The organism is Kosakonia sp. SMBL-WEM22, from assembly GCF_014490785.1.
Classification (GTDB): domain Bacteria; phylum Pseudomonadota; class Gammaproteobacteria; order Enterobacterales; family Enterobacteriaceae; genus Kosakonia.
Genome location: NZ_CP051488.1, coordinates 4,263,853 through 4,284,155 on the forward strand (window position 1 = coordinate 4,263,853; position 20,303 = coordinate 4,284,155).

Annotated in this window: 18 protein-coding genes; 7 read left to right on the forward strand and 11 right to left on the reverse strand. The window is 57.9% G+C overall.

The features are described 5' to 3' along the window. Positions 1 to 92: 92 nt before the first annotated feature. The 5 genes from HF650_RS20460 to HF650_RS20480 form a co-directional block, all read right to left on the reverse strand. Positions 93 to 2,228: a YgiQ family radical SAM protein gene (locus HF650_RS20460; protein WP_187800145.1), complete on the reverse strand. Its 2,136-nt coding sequence runs from the start codon at positions 2,226 to 2,228 to the stop codon at positions 93 to 95. A gap of 121 nt (positions 2,229 to 2,349) precedes the next feature. After that, complete coding sequence (ftsP, locus tag HF650_RS20465) at positions 2,350 to 3,762, reverse strand: cell division protein FtsP (protein WP_187800146.1); 1,413 nt, start codon at positions 3,760 to 3,762, stop codon at positions 2,350 to 2,352. A gap of 70 nt (positions 3,763 to 3,832) precedes the next feature. Continuing rightward, a complete protein-coding gene (locus HF650_RS20470) occupies positions 3,833 to 4,570 on the reverse strand; it encodes a 1-acylglycerol-3-phosphate O-acyltransferase (protein ID WP_187800147.1) in 738 nt (245 codons plus the stop codon). A 217-nt stretch (positions 4,571 to 4,787) separates the two neighbouring features. Continuing rightward, positions 4,788 to 7,046 carry a DNA topoisomerase IV subunit A gene (gene parC / locus HF650_RS20475; RefSeq protein ID WP_187800148.1) on the reverse strand — a complete coding sequence of 753 codons (2,259 nt, stop codon included), beginning with the start codon at positions 7,044 to 7,046 and terminating at the stop codon, positions 4,788 to 4,790. 118 nt (positions 7,047 to 7,164) lie between these two features. Continuing rightward, complete coding sequence (locus HF650_RS20480; RefSeq protein WP_187800149.1) at positions 7,165 to 7,572, reverse strand: YgiW/YdeI family stress tolerance OB fold protein; 408 nt, start codon at positions 7,570 to 7,572, stop codon at positions 7,165 to 7,167. 145 nt (positions 7,573 to 7,717) lie between these two features. Here HF650_RS20480 and qseB point away from each other — a divergent pair, with 145 nt between their 5' ends. From qseB to HF650_RS20500, 4 genes are all read left to right on the forward strand, one after another. Then, positions 7,718 to 8,377, forward strand: a complete 660-nt coding sequence (gene qseB / locus HF650_RS20485; RefSeq protein ID WP_187800150.1) for a quorum sensing response regulator transcription factor QseB — start codon at positions 7,718 to 7,720, stop codon at positions 8,375 to 8,377. Next, positions 8,374 to 9,720 (forward strand): quorum sensing histidine kinase QseC, encoded by a 1,347-nt coding sequence (gene qseC / locus HF650_RS20490; RefSeq protein ID WP_187800151.1) that lies wholly within the window; start codon positions 8,374 to 8,376, stop codon positions 9,718 to 9,720. The genes qseB and qseC overlap by 4 nt, the downstream gene beginning before the upstream one ends. 106 nt (positions 9,721 to 9,826) lie before the next feature. Beyond that, positions 9,827 to 10,408 carry an NAD(P)H-dependent oxidoreductase gene (locus HF650_RS20495; RefSeq protein WP_187800152.1) on the forward strand — a complete coding sequence of 194 codons (582 nt, stop codon included), beginning with the start codon at positions 9,827 to 9,829 and terminating at the stop codon, positions 10,406 to 10,408. Positions 10,409 to 10,436: 28 nt separating this feature from the next. Continuing rightward, the gene (locus tag HF650_RS20500) at positions 10,437 to 10,751 is read left to right on the forward strand and encodes a putative quinol monooxygenase (protein ID WP_023480887.1); all 315 of its coding nucleotides are present in this window, start codon (positions 10,437 to 10,439) and stop codon (positions 10,749 to 10,751) included. A 63-nt stretch (positions 10,752 to 10,814) separates the two neighbouring features. On the opposite strand, the gene HF650_RS20505 is transcribed toward HF650_RS20500, so the two are convergent. The 3 genes from HF650_RS20505 to HF650_RS20515 are packed head-to-tail and all read right to left on the reverse strand — an operon-like array spanning position 10,815 to position 15,183. Then, positions 10,815 to 12,002, reverse strand: coding sequence for a glycoside hydrolase family 88 protein (locus HF650_RS20505; RefSeq protein ID WP_187800153.1), 1,188 nt, complete (start codon positions 12,000 to 12,002; stop codon positions 10,815 to 10,817). Positions 12,003 to 12,039: 37 nt separating this feature from the next. Then, positions 12,040 to 13,299 carry an oligosaccharide MFS transporter gene (locus HF650_RS20510; RefSeq protein WP_187800154.1) on the reverse strand — a complete coding sequence of 420 codons (1,260 nt, stop codon included), beginning with the start codon at positions 13,297 to 13,299 and terminating at the stop codon, positions 12,040 to 12,042. Between the two features lie 57 nt (positions 13,300 to 13,356). Continuing rightward, positions 13,357 to 15,183 (reverse strand): DUF2264 domain-containing protein, encoded by a 1,827-nt coding sequence (locus HF650_RS20515; protein ID WP_187800155.1) that lies wholly within the window; start codon positions 15,181 to 15,183, stop codon positions 13,357 to 13,359. Positions 15,184 to 15,348: 165 nt separating this feature from the next. Between HF650_RS20515 and HF650_RS20520 the strand changes: the two genes are divergently transcribed. The 3 genes from HF650_RS20520 to HF650_RS20530 are packed head-to-tail and all read left to right on the forward strand — an operon-like array spanning position 15,349 to position 16,794. Further along, positions 15,349 to 16,224: an AraC family transcriptional regulator gene (locus tag HF650_RS20520; RefSeq protein ID WP_187800156.1), complete on the forward strand. Its 876-nt coding sequence runs from the start codon at positions 15,349 to 15,351 to the stop codon at positions 16,222 to 16,224. A gap of 50 nt (positions 16,225 to 16,274) precedes the next feature. Next, a complete protein-coding gene (locus tag HF650_RS20525) occupies positions 16,275 to 16,523 on the forward strand; it encodes a type II toxin-antitoxin system Phd/YefM family antitoxin (RefSeq protein ID WP_042717989.1) in 249 nt (82 codons plus the stop codon). Then, the gene (locus tag HF650_RS20530) at positions 16,513 to 16,794 is read left to right on the forward strand and encodes a type II toxin-antitoxin system RelE/ParE family toxin (protein WP_042717987.1); all 282 of its coding nucleotides are present in this window, start codon (positions 16,513 to 16,515) and stop codon (positions 16,792 to 16,794) included. The genes HF650_RS20525 and HF650_RS20530 overlap by 11 nt, the downstream gene beginning before the upstream one ends. Positions 16,795 to 16,964: 170 nt before the next feature. On the opposite strand, the gene parE is transcribed toward HF650_RS20530, so the two are convergent. Genes parE through cpdA form a run of 3 tightly spaced genes read right to left on the reverse strand, consistent with a single transcriptional unit; the run spans position 16,965 to position 20,299 of the window. Further along, positions 16,965 to 18,857 (reverse strand): DNA topoisomerase IV subunit B, encoded by a 1,893-nt coding sequence (gene parE, locus HF650_RS20535; protein WP_187800157.1) that lies wholly within the window; start codon positions 18,855 to 18,857, stop codon positions 16,965 to 16,967. Between the two features lie 39 nt (positions 18,858 to 18,896). Beyond that, positions 18,897 to 19,472, reverse strand: coding sequence for an esterase YqiA (yqiA, locus tag HF650_RS20540; RefSeq protein WP_187800158.1), 576 nt, complete (start codon positions 19,470 to 19,472; stop codon positions 18,897 to 18,899). Continuing rightward, on the reverse strand, positions 19,472 to 20,299 hold the full coding sequence (gene cpdA / locus HF650_RS20545) for a 3',5'-cyclic-AMP phosphodiesterase (RefSeq protein WP_187800159.1): 828 nt from the start codon (positions 20,297 to 20,299) through the stop codon (positions 19,472 to 19,474). Before cpdA ends, yqiA begins: the two co-directional genes overlap by 1 nt. Positions 20,300 to 20,303: the final 4 nt, after the last annotated feature.

Here is a 20,303-nt window from a genome sequence, read left to right on the forward strand (position 1 = left end):
GAAGCCGCCATCCGGCACATCCCATAGCCATGCCTTGCCGGATGGCGCTAACGCTTATCCTGCCTACAAGGTGATCCGGCCTACAAATCACCTTAGCGCGTCGCTTTTTTCCTCTGCTGCGCAATCGGCGTATGTTTGGTTAATGCCGGTCGCGCGCTGCGGCTCTGGCGGCGCGCTTCACGCATCTCTTCTATCGTTGGCGCAGGCACCAGGCACTCGCGGCGTGAACCGATCAGATGCTTTTTCCCCATCGCTTCCAGCGCCTGGCGCAGCAGCGGCCAGTTGGCCGGATCGTGGTAGCGCAGCAGCGCTTTATGCAGGCGGCGCTGCTTATCCCCTCGCGGCACCACCACCTCTTCACTCTTGTAATCGATCTTCGATAGCGGGTTTTTGCCGGTGTAATACATCGTCGTTGAGTTCGCCAGCGGCGAGGGGTAGAAGTTCTGCACCTGATCGAGACGGAAACGGTGGCGCTTCAGCCACAGTGCCAGGTTCACCATATCCTCATCACGCGTGCCGGGGTGTGCAGAGATAAAGTAGGGGATCAGATACTGCTCTTTCCCCGCCTGCTTTGAGTAGGTGTCGAAAAGCTGCTTAAAGCGGTCATAGCTGCCCATGCCCGGCTTCATCATCTTCGACAGCGGCCCCGCTTCGGTATGTTCCGGCGCAATCTTCAGATAGCCGCCAACGTGATGCGTCGCCAGCTCTTTGACATAACGCGGATCTTCCACGGCCAGATCGTACCGCACGCCGGAGGCGATAAGGATCTTCTTGATGCCGCGCAGATCGCGGGCGCGACGGTAGAGATCGATGGTCGGCTGATGGTTGGTGTCCATGTGCGGGCAGATCTCAGGATAGACACAGGAGAGGCGTCGACAGGTCTGCTCGGCGCGCGACGAGGTGCAGCGCAGCATATACATATTGGCCGTCGGCCCGCCAAGATCAGAGATCACCCCGGTAAAACCGGGCACCGTGTCGCGAATCGCCTCAATCTCATTGATGATCGAATCCTCGGAGCGGCTCTGAATGATGCGCCCTTCATGCTCGGTGATGGAGCAGAAGGAGCAGCCGCCGAAACAGCCGCGCATGATGTTAATCGAGAAGCGGATCATGTCGTAGGCCGGAATACGGCTCTCGCCATAAGCCGGGTGCGGTACGCGCTGGTAAGGCAGCGCAAAGACACTGTCCATCTCTTCGGTGGAGAGCGGAATGGCGGGCGGATTGATCCAGATATAGCGATCGCCATGCTTTTGCAGCAGTGCACGTGCGCAGCCGGGGTTGGTTTCGTGGTGCAGAATGCGCGAGGCATGGGCATAGAGCACTTTGTCCGCTTTCACTTTCTCGTAGGAGGGGAGCAGCACGTAACTCTTTTCCCACGGCTTCGGGCGCGGCGGCTGCACGGTCACGCGTTTCGCAGCCTGCGGCTCAACGGGTTTGTTATCGGCGCAGGGGAGATCCTCGCCGTACGGGTGCGGGATCGGATCGATCTTCCCCGGCGTGTCGAGGCGGGTGGAATCCACCCCGCTCCAGCCTGGCAGCGCCTCTTTCACCATGATCGCCGTATTGCGCACATCACGGATCTGGCCTATCGGCTCACCGGCGGCAAGGCGGTGCGCGACTTCCACCAGCGGGCGCTCGCCGTTGCCGAACATCAGCATATCCGCTTTCGAATCGACCAGCACCGAGCGGCGCACGGTATCAGACCAGTAATCATAATGGGCAGTACGACGCAGGCTGGCCTCAATACCGCCGAGGATCACCGGCACCTCTCTCCACGCCTCTTTACAGCGCTGGGTATAAACCAGCGTCGCGCGATCCGGGCGCTTACCGGCTACGTTATCCGGCGTATAAGCATCGTCATGGCGCAGCTTACGATCGGCGGTATAGCGGTTGATCATCGAATCCATATTGCCGGCAGTGACGCCGAAAAAGAGGTTCGGTTTGCCGAGGCGCATAAAGTCCGCTTTGCTGCTCCAGTCCGGCTGAGCAATGATGCCGACACGAAAGCCCTGCGCTTCCAGCATGCGCCCACAGATCGCCATACCGAAGCTCGGGTGATCGACATAGGCGTCGCCGGTAACGAGGATGATGTCGCAGCTGTCCCAGCCGAGTGTATCCATCTCTTCGCGCGACATCGGCAGAAATGGCGCGGGGCCGAAGCAGGCCGCCCAGTACTGCGGCCAGGAGAAAAGATCGCGATCCGGCTGGATCAGGGAGAGTGCGCTCATCGTGCTTCCAGAAAAGGTAAAAAGAGAGTCAAAGGGCGGCGATTATACGCCCTCTTTGTGTGGGAATAGAAGGAGGTTTTTTCAGCACCCGGCAGGCAGAGCGCCGCCGGGTTGGAGGAAATTACGGCGCGGGGTTGACCAGCAGCTGACCGACCGAGCCGCGATCGGCCATCTCCAGCGTCTGGCTCTGGAACTGGAACGGGAAGTGCGGCCACGAAGGCTGACCAAACCACACCAGCAGTTCCACCTGGCCGTCGATCCAGACGGTATCTTTCCAGCCGCGATCTTCCGGGAACGGCAGCGCGCCGTTGACGCTGCGCAGCATAAACATCGCGCCTTCAATATGGAACGACTGCGGCATCTCCGCACGCACCGTCCAGCGCTCCCAGGTGCCCTGTTGGGCAGTCACATCGATGCGCTGTGGGTCCCACAGCTGACCATTGATGCCCGGATCGCTACCGAGCGTCATATCCCGGCTGCGCGACGGCGAACCGGCCATCAGATCCGCCGGCAGCAGGCGCATCGGCAGCGTATCCGTCACCAGCGGTAGCAGACCGGTAGGACGCAACGTCAGCACCAGCGTGGAGATAAGAATGCTAGACGGCTCAAACAGGCCGCGTAGCCGATCCATGATCCCCGCCGCTTCGCCGCAGGTAATCGACACTTCATCGCCGTTGGTCATATCGACCAGCACTTCGCGCCGCTCACCGGGTGCCAGCGAGAGCTGTTTGACCGAGACCGGGGCGGGCAGGAAGCCCTGATCGCCTGCGATAACGTGCAGAGCACGGCCGTCGCTCATCTGTAGCAGATAGCGCCGGGAGTTGGAGGCATTAAGCAGACGCAGGCGAACCCAGCCGCGGGAGACTTCGACAAACGGGCTTTGCGCGCCGTTGACCATCAAGGTATCGCCGACAAACCCGCCGCTGCCCGGCTCGCTGTACTCCGGCGTACCAAAGTTATCCAGCCGTTTATCCTGAATGATGACCGGAAAGTCATCCACGCCATAGTGATTGGGGATCGGCAGCGCTTTACTGATCTCATCCTCTACCAGCCACATCCCCGCCAGCCCGCTATAGACCTGTTCAGCAGTGCGGTTCGGCGTGTTGGCGTGGTACCACAGTGTTGCGGCGCTCTGGCGAATCGGCAGCACCGGCGCCCAGTCATTGCTGGCGCTCATCATCCGCGCTGCGCCGCCCATCAGCGGGCCTGGCACCTGCAGGCCGCTCACGGTCATTGCCACGCTTTCCGTTAGCCGGTTGCTGTAAATCAGCTTTACGTCATCGCCATTCCACACGCGGATGGTCGGCCCGAGATAGCGACCGTTGATGCCGGAAACCGGCGCGCGGGTGCCTTTGGCAAAGGACCAGTGCGCGCGCTGGAGCGTCATAAAAAGCGGCTGCCCGCGCCGCGATTCCAGCAGCGGCGGAACGGGCAGCGGCGGTTGCTGCCCGGCAGCATTCGCCCTCAGCGGCACCGCGCTGGTACATAGCGCAAGGCCGGAAGCCTGAAGAAACTGACGCCGACTGAGTGACATATTTGCTCCGAGTAACACTGACTTAATACGCCGGAGGCGGGGTGCCTCCGGGTTTGCTCACAACTGACGTTTACACCCGACCGGCGGCTTCGCGCTCTGCCACTTCTTTATCGAGCTCTTCGATTTTGGCCGCCATCAGCTCACGGCAGTGGGTCGCTAACTGGCGAACCTGATCTTTACCGAACTGGGAAACATCCACCGGCGGCAGCATTTCGACAATCACTAGCCCGTTCTTCAGGCGGTTAAGATTCACTTTATTCGAAGTGGTGGAGACACAGACCGGAATAATTGGCACACCGGCGGCAATCGCGGCATGGAACGCACCGGTTTTAAACGGCAGCAGGCCGCGGCCGCGGCTGCGGGTGCCTTCCGGGAACATCCAGATCGAGATGTTGCGTTTCTGAATCTGCTTCACGACCTGGGCGATGGTACCGTGCGCTTTGGCGCGGTTTTCACGGTCAATCAGCAGGTTGCCGGTCAGCCAGTAGAGTTGACCGAAAAAGGGGATCCACAGCAGGCTCTTTTTACCCACGGTAACCGTCGGCGGCAGCACGATGCTGGAGGCGGTCACCATATCGTAGTTATTCTGGTGGTTGGCAATATAGATGGCGTTGCCGAACTTATCCGCGCCCGGCGGCAGGCGTTTTTCCACTTTCAGCCCGCAGACCGGCGCGAGCCGACCAAAAAGATGGCCGAAGGTGGCAACATGTTTTGGGTTTCTTGGACTGAACAGGCAGTAAATCGAGCCGAATATCGAGACAAGAATGGAGTAGATAACGATGATGATGACACGAAAAATAAATAACATAGCGACCTCTGAAGCCCATACCCTGAGCATTATATACACGCCAGCGTAAATCCGCTGATGCTGGCTGCGCCTCGCTGACCGCCGTGCGGTCCAGGCTTGTGTTATGCGGCCTTTAAAAAGAACGTATTGTTAATCGCAATTTGCGAATAGACAACGTCTTTACGGGAAATTTCTGAGAAATATCTCCCCGCACACGGCGGGGAGAGGATGATGAAGATTACTCTTCGCTATCGCCCGCGCCCGGACGGGTCGGCGAATCGATCTCTACGCGGTCGATCTTCTGCAAACCGCGCATCAGCGTACCGCGACGTCCGCGCTCGCCATGCACTTTTTGTAGCTCTTCCGGACGCAGTTTGATTTTGCGTTTGCCGACGTGGAGCGTCAGCGTGCTCTGTGGCGGCAGCAGGTAGAGATGCGCCAGCGAATCGCTCCCTTTCGCCGCATCGGCAGATGGAATACCGATGATCTTGTTGCCTTTGCCTTTTGAGAGCTGTGGCAGATCGCTGACCGGGAACATCAGCATGCGCCCGGCGGCGGTGATCGCCAGCAGCATATCGTCGTCGTGCTCGATGGCAATCGGCGCCATCACGCGCGCATTCTCCGGCAGATTGATTAATGCTTTACCGGCACGGTTACGGGCAATCAAATCATTGAAGGTACAAACGAAACCGTAACCGGCATCGGAGGCCATCAGCAGCTTCTGATCTTCATTGCACATCATCATATGCTCAACCGTCGCGCCCGGTGGCAGCGTTAGCTTGCCGGTGATCGGCTCGCCCTGCCCGCGCGCCGACGGCAGCGAGATCGGATCGACGGCATAGCTGCGCCCGGTGGTATCGATAAACACCACCGGCTGGTTGCTCTTGCCCTTCGCCGACGCCTTCCAGCTGTCGCCCGCTTTGTAGCTCAGACCCTGCGCGTCAATGTCATGCCCTTTGGCGCTGCGTACCCAGCCCATCTGCGACAACACAATGGTGACCGGCTCTGACGGCAGCATATCGTGCTCGCTCATCGCTTTGGCCTCTTCGCGCTCCTGCAGCGGTGAGCGGCGATCGTCGCCAAAAGCGGCGGCATCGGCCTGCAGCTCTTTCTTCAGCAGGGTGTTCATTTTGCGCTCGGAGGCGAGAGTGGCCTGCAGCTGATCGCGCTCTTTTTCCAGCTCGCTCTGCTCGCCGCGGATCTTCATCTCTTCCAGCTTGGCGAGGTGGCGCAGTTTTAACTCAAGGATCGCTTCCGCCTGGGTTTCACTGATGCCGAAACGGGACATCAGCACCGGCTTCGGCTCATCTTCGCCGCGGATAATCTCAATCACTTCGTCGACATTGAGGAACGCCACCAGCAAACCTTCAAGGATATGCAGGCGCTTGAGCACTTTCTCCAGACGATGATTAAGACGGCGGCGCACCGTATCGCGGCGGAAGGTCAGCCATTCGGAGAGGATCTCCAGCAGGTTTTTCACCGCCGGGCGACCATCGAGGCCAATCATATTGAGGTTGATGCGGTAGCTCTTCTCCAGATCGGTGGTGGCGAAGAGGTGGTTCATCACCTGATCCATATCGACGCGGTTGGAGCGCGGCACGACCACCAGGCGAGTCGGGTTTTCGTGATCCGACTCATCGCGCAGGTCGTCGACCATCGGCAATTTTTTATTGCGCATCTGGCTGGCTATCTGCTCCAGCACGCGCGCGCCGGAGACCTGGTGCGGCAGCGCGGTGATCACCACGGCACCATCCTCTTTTTTCCACACTGCGCGCATCCGCACGGAGCCGCGACCGTTCTGGTAGATCTTGCGGATCTCCGCACGCGAAGTGATGATCTCCGCTTCGGTCGGGTAATCCGGCCCCTGGACAATATCCAGCAGCTCATCAAGGGTGGTTTTCGGCTGGTCAATCAGCGCAATCGCGGCATTGGCAACTTCACGCAGGTTGTGCGGCGGAATGTCCGTCGCCATACCGACGGCAATACCGGTGGTGCCATTCAGCAAGATATTTGGCACGCGAGCAGGCAGCATTTTCGGCTCCTGCAGCGTACCGTCGAAGTTCGGCACCCACTCAACGGTGCCCTGCCCCAGCTCGCTCAGCAGCAGCTCGGCATATTTTGACAGGCGGGATTCGGTATAACGCATGGCGGCGAAGGATTTCGGATCGTCCGGCGCCCCCCAGTTCCCCTGGCCGTCGACCAGCGGGTAGCGATAGGAGAAGGGCTGCGCCATCAGCACCATCGCTTCATAGCAGGCGCTGTCGCCATGCGGGTGGTATTTACCCAGAACGTCGCCCACGGTACGGGCGGATTTCTTGAACTTCGCGCTGGCGCTCAGCCCCAGTTCAGACATTGCGTAGACGATGCGACGCTGAACGGGTTTCAGGCCATCACCGATAAACGGCAACGCACGATCCATGATGACGTACATGGAGTAGTTCAGGTATGCGTTTTCCGTAAATTCATGCAGCGCAAGGCGCTCTGCCATATCGCTCATTAATCGTGATTCCTCAACGTATGCGTCCACCTTTTCGGCGGCAATATTGCCGCAGATACTACCCTATCTGCGGCGAGGAGTCATAGCGATGCGCGATTTTTTCACGAACGGTCAGCGCTTACTGACCGACTTTGCGAATCTCTTTTACGTCGATCTCAACGGAGTTCCAGTCTTTGTCCACTTCACCCTGGATTTCAACCTTATCCTGCGGCCCGACGCTCAGCCCTTTCCAGCGTTTCTGGTCAATATCGACATTGATGGTGCCGGTGGCATCTTTAAAAGAGTAAGTATCATCTGAGATGCGCTCAACGATGTTCCCGCTCAGCGTTACCCAGGCATCGTCGCGCAGGGATTTAGCGCTCTCAACGGTCGCTTTACTGCCGTTTGGCCCGGTAAAGCCGCCGCCCTGCTGGGTGGAGGTTTGTTGTTGTGTCGCACCCGGGCCGGTAAAACCGCCCTGATTAGCAGCAAATGCCGGTGCGGCGCAAAGTGCGAGAACAGCAGTAATAGCAGCAAATTTTTTCATCTTATCTCTCCCTTTTTGTTGGTAAGGCTCCATTAAGCCAGCCACTTCTTAACAACTTCTTAAGGCGTAAAAAGATTATTTTTCGCTGTACAACGCCCGCTGCAAGCGGGTTAACTGCCTGCAGGTCTGAATAGACGGAGAGAGTATGCGAATCCTGCTGATAGAAGATGATGCGCTGATTGGCGACGGTTTGAAGGCGGGCCTGGGTAAAAAAGGCTTCACGGTTGACTGGTTTACCGACGGCAAGCTCGGCAAAGCGGCACTGTTTGCCGCCCCTTATGACGCGGTGATCCTCGACTTAACGCTGCCGGGTCTTGATGGATTGACCATCCTGCGCGACTGGCGCGAGCAGAAGCGCGGCGAGCCGGTGCTGATCCTCACCGCGCGCGACGCCATTGAGCAGCGTGTCGAAGGGCTGCGGCTCGGCGCTGATGACTATCTCTGCAAACCCTTTGCGCTGGTGGAAGTGGCCGCCCGGCTGGAGGCGCTGATCCGCCGCACCCACGGCCAGGCGCAAAGTCTGCTGCGCCACGGCCTGGTCACTCTCGACCCGGTAAGCCTCGTCGCCACCTTCAATAACGAGACGCTGGTGCTGAAACCGAAAGAGTTCGCCCTGCTGGAGCTCCTGCTGCGCAACATCGGGCGCGTGCTGCCGCGCAAAGCGATCGAAGAGAAGCTCTACAGCTGGGACGGGGATGTCTCCAGCAACGCGGTGGAGGTGCATGTGCATCACCTGCGCCGCAAGCTCGGCAGTGACTTTATCCGCACCGTGCACGGCATCGGTTACACCTTAGGAGAGGCATGAAATTTACGTTTCCCCATAGCCTGCGGCTGCGTCTGACACTGCTCTTTTTACTCCTCTCGCTGGCGGCATGGCTCTGTGCCAGCGTCGTCGCCTGGCAGCAGACGCGCGACAAACTCGACAAGTTGTTCGATACCCAGCAGATGCTGTTCGCCAAACGCCTGAGCGTGATGAAGCTCGACCAGTTGCAGAGCGCCGCACCGCAGGTGACTAAAAAGAAGATCAAGCATGGTCATCTTGATGATGACGTGCTGGCCTTCGCCATCTACTCCACCGACGGCAAACTGCTACTGCACGATGGCGATAACGGGCGCGATATCCCCTACTCCTGGCGTCGCGATGGCTTTGATGATGGGCAACTGCGCGATGATGACGATAAGTGGCGCTTTCTCTGGCTGACCGCGCCCGGCGGTGAGTACCGCATTGTTGTCGGCCAGGAGTGGGAGTATCGCCAGGAGATGGCGCTGGAGATCATCACCTCACAGCTAACACCCTGGCTGGTGGCGCTGCCATTAATGCTGCTGCTGTTAATCGCCCTGCTGACCCTTGAGCTGCGGCCGCTGAAAAAGGTGGTGCTGGCGCTGCGTTCACGCGCCCCGGATCGCGCCGATGCGCTGGAGACCCGCGGCGTACCCGGCGAAGTGCGCCCGCTGTTGGATGCCCTCAACCAACTTTTTGCCCGCACGCATGCCATGATGCTGCGTGAGCGGCGTTTTACCTCCGACGCCGCACATGAGCTGCGCAGCCCGCTGGCAGCGCTGAAAGTGCAGACGGAAGTCGCACAGCTCTCCGATGACGATCCCACGGCACGCGCTAAAGCGCTGAGCCAGTTACATCTCGGCATCGATCGCGCAACGCGGTTGGTCGATCAGCTGTTAACCCTCTCGCGCCTTGATTCGCTGGAGCATATGGAGGATGTTGAGACGCTGGCGCTGGATGCGCTGCTGCAATCGGCGGTAATGGAGACCTACCACAGCGCGCAGAAGGCGGGAATTGACATCCGCCTGCACCTGAATGCCCACGGCGTACACCGCCAGGGCCAGCCGCTGCTGCTTAGCCTGCTGGTGCGCAACCTGCTGGATAACGCCATCCGCTACAGCCCACCGGGCAGCGTGGTGGATGTCACCCTTGAAGCCAATAGCCTGAGCGTGCGGGATAATGGCCCGGGGGTGAGCGAGGAGGCGCTGGCGCGTATTGGCGAGCGCTTCTACCGCCCGCCGGGGCAGAGTGAAACCGGCAGCGGGCTGGGGTTATCGATTGTGCAGCGTATTGCCGCTCTGCATCAGATGCAGGCTACCTTTGCCAACCATCCTGCGGGGGGGGTTCACGTCACCCTGCGCTGGTAAGCCGATTATTGCTTATTGCGCAAAAGTCTTTGCCATTATTGCCAATTTAATCGCCCCGTTGATGCGGATAGAATCGCCGACAAACGTATTTATCCGGGAACAAAAAATGAGCAACATTCTGATTATCAACGGTGCGAAGAAATTCGCGCACTCCAATGGCGAACTGAACGATACCCTGACCGACGTTGCGGCAAGCTTCCTGCGCGATGCCGGGCACGAAGTAAACGTCGTGCGTACCGACGGCGATTACGACGTCAAAGCGGAAGTAGAGAACTTCCTGTGGGCCGACACCGTAATCTGGCAGATGCCTGGCTGGTGGATGGGCGCGCCGTGGACGGTGAAAAAGTATATGGATGATGTCTTTACCGAAGGTCACGGTTCGCTGTATGCCAGCGATGGCCGTACCCGCTCCGATGCGGCGAAAAAGTATGGCTCCGGCGGATTAATCCAGGGCAAAACCTACATGCTGTCGCTCACCTGGAACGCGCCAATCGACGCCTTTACCGATAAAGAGCAGTTCTTCCACGGCGTCGGCGTTGACGGCGTTTACCTGCCGTTCCATAAAGCGAACCAGTTCCTTGGTATGGATGCGCTGCCAACATTTATCGCTAACGACGTGATCAAAATGCCGGACGTCCCGCGTTATATTGCAGAATATCGCAAGCATCTGGCGGAGATTTTTGCTTAACTGTAGCTGGACTTAAAAGGAGTAAACCATGTTGACAGTAGTAGCAGAGATCCGCACTCGCCCGGGGCAGCACCATCGCCAGGCCGTGCTTGATGAATTCGCGAAAATTGTACCGGTTGTGCTGCAAGAAGCAGGCTGCCACGGCTATGAGCCGCTGATCGACCACGCCGCTGGCGTTAGCTTCCAGACGACCGCGCCGGATTCCATCACAATGGTTGAGCGTTGGGAGAGCGTGGCGCATCTTGAAGCGCACCTGCAAACGCCCCATATGAAAGCGTGGAGCGAAGCAGTAAAAGGCGATGTCCTCGAGACCCATATCCGTATTCTCGAATCGGGTCTGTAACAGCCTTCCCCTCACCGCCAGGCGGGGGGAGAATACTCAGGCCGGCGCTTGCCGGCCCTTTGTTTACCAGTACGACTTCCAGCTCAGCGAGAAACGCGCCAGCGCCTCGACATAGAAGTAATCCCCCCAGCTTGCACACTCATCCACCCCTTTATTGCTCGACAGATGGTAGACCGAGTGCTTGAGCAGGCCGTTGGTCGCCTCCTGTTTGCCCGCCAGATAGTGCTTACTCAGCGATGACATAATGCGCATCGCCCACTGCTGATAATGGGCGCGATCCGGATCGGTCACCGGCAGCTGTTTAACTAGCTCCAGCAAGCCGCAAACCGCAATCGCCGCCGATGAGGAGTCGCGCAGCGCATCGGTGCCCACCAGCGCCAGATCCCAGTGGCAGACCGCATCTTCCGGCAGGCGGTTGAGGAAGTAGTTCGCCAGCCGTTTTGACAGCGCCACCATCTCTTTATCACCAGTGTAGATATAGCTCAGCAGGAAGCCATAAATGCCCCACGCCTGGCCGCGCGACCAGCATGAATCATCAGCGTAACCCTGCTGGGTATTGCCATAGCGCGGCGCGCCGGTCTGCACATCCATATAGTAAGTGTGAAAGGTTGAAGCATCCTCGCGGATAAGGTATTTCGCCGCCTGACGCACGTGGGCTTCGGCAGCGTCGGCAAAACGCCGGTCGCCGGTTTGCTCAGTCGCCCAGTAGAGCAGCGGCAGGTTCATATTGCAGTCGATGATCATCCGCCCGGCCTGGGCAGGATCGGCCAGATCGCCCCACGCCTGGATGATCTGCGCTTTTTGATGAAAGCGCTCCAGCAGCGCTTCGGCCGCCAGCAGCGCAAAGCCGCGCGCATCGCGGTTACCGGTTAAGCGCCAGGCCGCCACGCAGGAGAGCGTGTATAAAAAGCCAAGGTCGTGCGTGTTGGTATCTTCGCGCCCGGCGATGCGCAGGCCAAAGGAGCGCACGTGGCGCTCGGCCAGCGCGCGAAACGCCTCGTCGCCGCTCATCTCCCACGCCAGCCACAGCTGCCCAGTCCAGAAGCTGGTGGTCCACTCAACGTTGCCAGTCAGCGGGTAAAAGCCGTCGACGCAGGTCTCTGCCGGGAACTGCTCGCCGAACTCGGTTAAATGACGGCGAATCAGCTCAAGGGTGTGGCTACGCGCAGAGTCCAGCTCATCTTTAAAGATTTGCGCATCGGGCGCAGCCGGGCATGGGCGTAACGTTTCCTCGTTGATTGTACTTAACATGGTTCGGTTCCTTCTCTGTTCGATAATCGGATAGCCATTACCCTGCCGTTTTCGCATCCAGCGTGCGGGCTTGCCGCCATTTGCTCTGGCAGGCAGACAGGGTAAAGAGGGAGATAAAGGTAAAGGTCAGCGCAATCGCGCCCATGATGATGTAGGTGTGTTCAAAGCCGATGCGGTCATACAAAATCCCGGCGGGCGACGAGACCACCACATTGCCGACATAGAGCATCGCCTGGTAGCCCAGCAGATACATGGTGGCATTAACGCGTTTATCGAAATGCTCGGCGATATATTTAAATACCGACACCAGCAGCAAACAGATTTCGAGACCGTAGAGCGGTTTGAGGATTGAAATAAGCAGATGCGATTCGCACAGCCCGGAGATAATTAACCGCGCGCCGACAATCAGGCCGACAATTAATAACCCACGTTTGGCGCCAATAAAGTTCACAAATAGCGGGATGACCATATACATGACAAATTCCATGCCCGACTGCACCGTGCCCAGATAACCAAACACCGCATTGCCTTCATGCACATCATCAAAGAAGGTGACGAAGTAGCGTGAGAACTGCTGCTCGGCGATAAACATCATCCACGCGACACCGGCGACATAGAGACAGAAGGCCCAGAATTTGCGATTACGCAGCAGCGCATAGACATCGGCAGGGGCGATCTTCTCTTTCGTCAGCACTTCGCCGGCGTGAGCGGAGTGGACATTCACTTTCAGGCTCAGCAGCACCGCCAGCATGATCAGCGATGCTATGGACCCCATGATGAAGTTATAGGCCGGCGAGAGGTTAAACAGCAAGCCAGAGAAGGATGACGCCACCGCCCAGCCCAGCGAGCCCCACATGCGGATCTGCCCAAACTCCATGCCGTTTAAGCGGCTGTAACGGTCGGTATAGGATTCGCACGCCGCCACGCCCGCATACCAGGCGAAGCTTAAGTAGATGGCACCGACAATAATACCCACCAGCGTGTTGGACATTAACAGCGGCTGATAAACATAGATAAAGAATGGTGCCATTAAGGCCGACATCAGCACGACAAAATAGAGCAGGTATTTGCTCATGCCAATTTTATCCAGGATATAGCCATAAATCGGTTTCAGAATAACGGAGAAGATACCGTTAACGGCAAAGACCGTGCCGATCACCGTCCCGCTTAAATTGGCTTTTTGCCCCAGCCAGATCGCCAGCAAACCAATGCTCGCCGACCAGGTAAAAAAGTAGAGAAAGATAAAGGAGCTGATTTTGTAATATTCAGTTTTATTATTTATGGTGATTTTTTCCATACTATCCTCGACGAAAGCATGTAGGGTTCAGCGTTATTTCCCGGCCAGCGCCGGGAATCAAAGTGCAATCTCGATACGGTTTTTCTGCCCCGGTTGATGGATCACCAGCGCGTTATTATTGATAAGCAGTTCCGGTAACAGCGGGTTAAATGCCAGTTCGCAGGTTGCCGCCTGCACGGCGCACGCCAGCCACTGCTGGCCTGGAGCAATCTCTGTGTGCAGCACGGGAATGGAGGCGCAGGGCGAAAACATGATGCTGCTGTTAGGCGGTGTAATTACGCTGTCCGCCTCGCGCGGAACATCAGCAAGCAGGTTGAAAATGCCGCTGACACCATTTTCAGCGACCACAAGGCTACCGTGCTGCTCAGAGCGATGGGGGGCTTTCAGCACCGCAAAGCCCCCTTCAACGCTGGTCAGCGCGCGGGCGGAATCGATGCGATGAACGCGAAGATGCCACTCGCCGCAGGGGATGAGCCAGGTGGCGATCTGCACGTCATACCACGGCGACCAGCGGGAGAAGATCGCCTGTTCGCTTATCACCACCTCGTCGCACTCACGGCGGCCGCGAAAGTAGTTATCCCCTTCGCTCAGCAGCAGCATTGAGTCGCAGGCGGCATGCTTAATGCCATAGCGCCCGCGCTCGATGGTGAAACCAAAGCGGCTGGAGTAGGCAAATTTGGTGTATTTCGCTTCGGTATTGACGTAGTTGTTCAGCTCCAGCTGTCCGGCGGTCAGCATCCAGACGTGCTTTGACTCTTCGCTATGCACGATAAGCTGCCCGGCAGGGGCAATTACACGCTGTGCGTCGAGCCGCGGTAGCGGCTGCTCTTCGGCGTGCCAGAAGGGGTGAGAGGCGGGCAGTGCAATAATTAAGAAGACCTTCAGCGCCCAGTAGGGCGAGCCAGGCGAGTTGTAATCCTCGCACATCGCCAGGTTTGGGTAGGCAAAACCAAGAGTCAGAATGCCGTCGCGATCGAAGATGGGCTGTTTGAGCCACCAGCGCAGATGGCGCAGGATCACGCCCTTCACCACGCCCGGCGTGAAGACCGGCAGATCAGCAAAGGCGACGGCGCTCCAGAAGGCGACCATCGCAAAACGGTAGGTGAGGCTGCGGCCAAACGGTATCGACTCCCCTTCTGCCGCCGACATATAGATAAAGTCCCCGGCAAAGAGGCTGGCGCGATCGCGAATGGTTGCCGCGCGCGTTTCATCCTCTTCACCGTTCAGCGCGGCGTAGATCAAACCGTAAAAATGAAACGCCATCGAGATGTAGTAATCTTTTGGTCGGCCGGGGCCGTCGGAGTACCAACCATCACCAAGATAGTAGGCATCCATCATCGTAAAGCGGCGTTCAATTGCCTGCGCATCCCACGGTAAACCGGCGCGTTTGAAGCCCAGTTGCACCATGATGGCGAAGAAGTTCCAGTTGCTGTCGGGCATCTCTGCGTCGGTGATCTGATTAAGCCAGCGGTAGAGGTTGTCCCTTTCCTGGGCACTGAAGTTCAGCGTCAATTTATCACCCAGCAGCGCCAGCCCGAGACCGTAGGCCGCCATCTCCACCAGCCGCTGATCGTAGGCCACGGTGTCGCCCCAGTAGCCGCTATCCTGCGGATCGGTGCCGCGCTTGATCGCCGCCAGATATTTCGCGCTGAAGGTTTCCGCCTCGCCACCCGCCATCAGCGGGAACAGGCCCCACAGCGCGCGGGAGAGCCCCTCCATTTCAGCAATCCCATCGCTGTAGTGGGCGCTGGTGGCACCGAGGGAGAATTGCGCCGCACCGGCCGGAAACTGTTTATCCAGCGCGTCGAGCATGCTAGTCAGCGCGCTGACCACCTCGTCGCGGGATGACAATGGATTTGATTTTTTCTCGTGCGCCGCCTGCATAACCTCTCCTCCCCTGATGTGTGGCAGAAGAATAGTTAATGAACAGCGCGGTGAAATGTTAGCTCTGTCACACCGCCGTAACTTCTCTGAACCTGTTATTGAGAAAATTTAAAACCGTGGTTTATAAATGGCTACAGGGAAGTAAAAATTGAGATGGGTTGCACCATGACTTCAGGCTTGCAGACCGAGCGGCTGGAACTGATTACCCTCAACGACGCGATCGTGTCGTTTAGCCGCCTTTACGCCAATACCGTGCGTTACCACCACTGGCATCAGTGTCTGGAAGTGCTCTATGTCGAAGAGGGATTCGGCGTGGTGATTGTTGATAACCGCCACTACACCATGCGCCCCGGCAGGCTCTTCTTCTTTCCGCCCTTTACCCTGCACCGGGTGATGGTGGATGAACAGGCCCAGGATTGTTATCGCCGCACCATCATTCATGTCGATCACCATGTAGTGCTCAAACATCTGCGCGATTTTCCGCATAATCACCAGCGCTTACAGCGCCTCTCCTTACGCGGCGGCGCGGCGGTAGTGATGGACGCGGCCGATATTCATCCCCATATCGATCATCTGTTTAGCTGTTATGCGAAGCTGGCGGAGAACCGCAGCCTGAACGTCGAGCAGGTCGCTTGCCTGCTGCTCAATCTGTTAAGTATGTTGCCGGAAGATAATGAGAAATTACCGGAACAGCAGAGCGGGATCGCCACGCCAGTGATGTTCTGGTTACAGGAAAATTACCGGCAGAAGTTTAGCCTGCAACGGCTCGCCGAGGATCTCGGCAAGTCACGCAGCTATGTCTCGCGCCGCTTCCACTTCGAGACCGGCGAGCCGATCCATCAATATTTAAATACCCTGCGCCTGCGCAAAGCGTGCGACTCGCTGCTCCACACACCGCTCAGCATCCGCGAGATCGCCCTTGATGTCGGCTTTTCCGATGTGACCTACTTTATCAGCGCCTTTAAGCGCGGCATCGGCGAAACGCCGTTGCAGTACAGGAAGAATCATCGCAACGAACAAGCCCTTAAGAAGCACCTTTAAAAGTGCTTTTTAATGCACCATAATGGCCGCTCTTTGCAAGGAGAACGACTATGCCATTCCAGATCCTGACGACCACCGCAGCCAGCATCACCGAACTGAAACGTGACCCTATGGGGACATTTAATGCCGGTGAAGGCGCGCCGGTTGCCATTCTTAATCGCAATGAACCCGCGTTCTACTGCGTCCCGCCCGCGCTCTATGCACGCCTGATGGAGATGCTTGAAGACGAAGAGTTGGGGCGCATTGCGGACGAGCGAGCTGATGAACCCACCATCGAGGTCAAGTTGGATGACTTATAAGCTGGCGTTCAACGTATCGGCATTAAAGGAGTGGAAGAAGCTGGGAAGCACCGTAAGAGAACAGTTTAAAAAGAAGCTTCAGGAGCGCCTTGAAAACCCGCGTGTCCCGGCAGCACAGCTCCATGGACGCAAAGATCAGTACAAAATTAAGCTACGCGGTGCTGGATACCGGCTGGTCTATAAAGTCGAGGATGAGATCATCACCGTGACGGTGATCGGTGTGGGCAAACGCGAGAACGATGAGATCTACACTGCCACCCGTTTCAGATAAGATGCACAACATGCCGGATGGCGGCTTGCGCCTTATCCGGCCTACATAAAACCCGAAGAGTTATAGCTGATCGCCCTGGCAGGTTGGGCACAATATGCCGGATGGTCGGCATACATAAAACCGAAAGCGTTGAGCAGGCCCGGCGAGCAGAGCGCCATCGGGCACAGGGTTTAGGCTTCGATCTCCGCCGTATCGCCCTTCTCTTGCAGCCAGTTGCGTCGATCTTCCGAGCGCTTCTTGGCCAACAACATATCCATCATGGCGTCGGTCTGCTTATCATCTTCATCGCTGATGACCAGCTGCACCAGGCGGCGGGTATTCGGATCGAGGGTGGTTTCACGCAGCTGCATCGGGTTCATCTCGCCCAGCCCTTTAAAGCGCTGTACGTTCGGTTTGCCCTTTTTGCGTTTCAGCTGCTCCAGCACGCCGGTTTTTTCCTCTTCCGTTAACGCGTAATAGACCTCTTTGCCGAGATCGATACGGTAGAGCGGCGGTAGCGCGACATAGACGTGACCGTTTTTCACAAGCGTACGGAAATGTTTCACAAACAGCGCGCAGAGCAGCGTGGCGATGTGCAGGCCATCGGAGTCCGCATCCGCCAGAATACAGATCTTGCCGTAGCGCAGCTGGCTAAGATCTTCGCTGTCTGGGTCGATACCGATCGCTACCGAGATATCATGCACCTCCTGCGAGGCCAGCACCTCATCGGAGGAGACCTCCCAGGTGTTAAGGATCTTACCCTTCAGCGGCATGATCGCCTGATATTCGCGATCGCGCGCCTGCTTTGCAGATCCGCCCGCAGAGTCCCCTTCCACCAGGAAGAGTTCCGTACGCGAAAGATCCTGCGCGGTGCAATCCGCCAGCTTGCCGGGCAGCGCCGGGCCGCTGGTGAGCTTTTTACGCACCACTTTTTTGGCGGCGCGCATGCGCCGCTGGGCGCTGGAGATCGCCATCTCTGCCAGCATTTCCGCGGTCTGAATATTCTGGTTCAGCCACAGGCTGAAGGCATCTTTCACCACGCCGGAGACAAACGCCGCGCACTGGCGAGAGGAGAGACGCTCTTTGGTCTGCCCGGCAAACTGCGGATCCTGCATTTTGACCGACAGCACATAGGCGCAGCGATCCCAGATATCTTCCGCCGAGAGCTTCACCCCGCGCGGCAGGATATTGCGGTATTCACAAAATTCGCGCATCGCATCGAGCAGCCCCTGGCGCAAGCCGTTAACGTGGGTGCCGCCCTGCATAGTCGGGATCAGGTTAACGTAGCTCTCGGTCAGTAGCTCGCCGCCTTCCGGCAGCCAGAGCAGCGCCCAGTCCACCGCTTCCGTTTCGGCAGAGAAGTTGCCGATAAAGGGTTTTTCCGGCAGCGTCGGCAAGCCGTTTACCGCTTCGCTCAGGTAGTCGTTCAGACCATCCTGGTAGCACCAGCGCTGCTCGGCGTTATTCACATTGTCTTTAAAGACAATCTCAACGCCCGGACAGAGTACCGCTTTCGCTTTCAGCAGATGCATCAGGCGGGAGACGGAGAAGCGCGGGCTGTCGAAGAAGGATTCATCCGGCCAGAAGTGAACGCTGGTGCCGGTATTGCGCTTACCGCAGGTGCCGATGACCTGCAGATCCTGCACCTTATCGCCATTCTCGAAAGCGATGCTGTAGACCTGGCCGTCGCGTTTGACGGTCACTTCCACGCGCCGCGACAGGGCGTTAACCACCGAAATACCAACGCCATGCAGGCCGCCCGAGAACTGGTAGTTTTTATTGGAGAACTTACCGCCCGCGTGCAGGCGGCAGAGGATCAGTTCGACAGCAGGAACGCCCTCTTCCGGGTGGATATCCACCGGCATACCGCGCCCGTCGTCGATAACTTCCAGCGACTGGTCGGCGTGAAGAATGACCTCCACGCGCTTCGCGTGGCCCGCCAGCGCTTCATCCACGCTGTTATCAATAACTTCCTGCCCCAGATGGTTAGGGCGCGTGGTATCGGTATACATCCCCGGACGGCGGCGAACCGGCTCAAGCCCGGTGAGTACCTCTATGGCATCAGCGTTATAGGATTGCGTCATGGTGTATTCGTAGATAGTGATCGCATCGTTTCCGGCGGCTTATTCAAGCCCAAGGAAATCGATAATCTGTGTGAAATGTTTCTCAAAGCCCGTGAAGGCGTGATTTCCGCCCTCTTCAACTGTCTGGCGGCAGGCATCGTAATAGGCCACCGCCTGGCGGTAATCGAGCACTTCGTCCCCGGTTTGTTGCAGCAGCCAGATCAGATCCGGCGCCTCAAGCGGGTCAACTTGCATCACTTTGAGCTCGTAAATATGGCGAGACTCTAGCACATATTGCTGCCCTGTGTAGGGGTTCTCGTTAGGGCCGAGATAATCCGCCAGCAATTCAAACGGCCGCACCGCCGGATTGACCACCACCGCCGGCAACATAAAGCACTGCGAGAGCCATGTCGCCAGATAACCACCGAGTGAAGAGCCGACAATACCGAGCGTTTTTCCGCCCCGCTCTAGCACCAGCGACTCCAGCATCTCTGCGGCTTCGGCCGGATAGGGTGGCAGCTGCGGCACCACCATTTCAATATGCGGATGCTGCTGGGCGACCCATTGCGCCAGCTGCGTCGCTTTGCCGGAGCTGGGCGAACTGTTGAAACCATGTATATAAAGAAGCGTTGACATCAATAGCCTTCTGAGGCGGTATCGGGCCTGAATTCGCTCCCCGCCAGACGGCACACTTCGGTGTGCAGCGTTCCGTCAGGGTAGAGATCCAGCCAGCGCCAGCCTGGCGCGATGGTATCGAGCGTGAAGCTGGCACAGTGCGGCTTAAACTGTACGCAGGTGGACGGCGTCGCCAGCAGGCGGCGGCCATTCCAGTTGAGATCCAGTTCCTGGTGGATATGCCCGCATAGCAGCGTACGCACCTGCGGAAAGCGTTGCAGGACGTTATCCAGCTCCGCGGCGTTGCGCAGGCTGTGCTGATCGAGCCAGCTGCAGCCGGACGGCAGCGGGTGATGATGCAGAAGCAGTAACGTATGACGCTGCGGGCTATCGGCGAGTTTTTTCTCCAGCCAGTCGAGCTGAAATTCGCTTAGCTCACCGTGCGGCACGCCGAACACCTGGCTGTCGAGCAGCAGAATTTGCCACTGCTCACCGATAAAAACACGTTTAGCGGATGAGATACCCGCATCCTGCAACGCGCTGTACATGGCAGGTTGAAAATCGTGATTGCCCGGCAGCCAGACGCAGGGTGCGTCGAAGCTTGCGATGCCTTCAGCAAAGTGCTGATAAGCCGCAGCGGTATGATCCTGCGCCAAATCGCCGGTGGCGACGATCAGATCGCACGCACGCTGCTGAGCCCGGATCGCGTTCAGTACCGCCTGATAGCTCTCCCAGGTATTTACTCCTAACAGCGTTTCATGCTTTTTGGCGAACAGGTGAGAATCGGTTATTTGTAATACCCTGACTCTGGACTCACTCCCCAGAGAGAGGTTTAACAGGCTTTCCAAATGG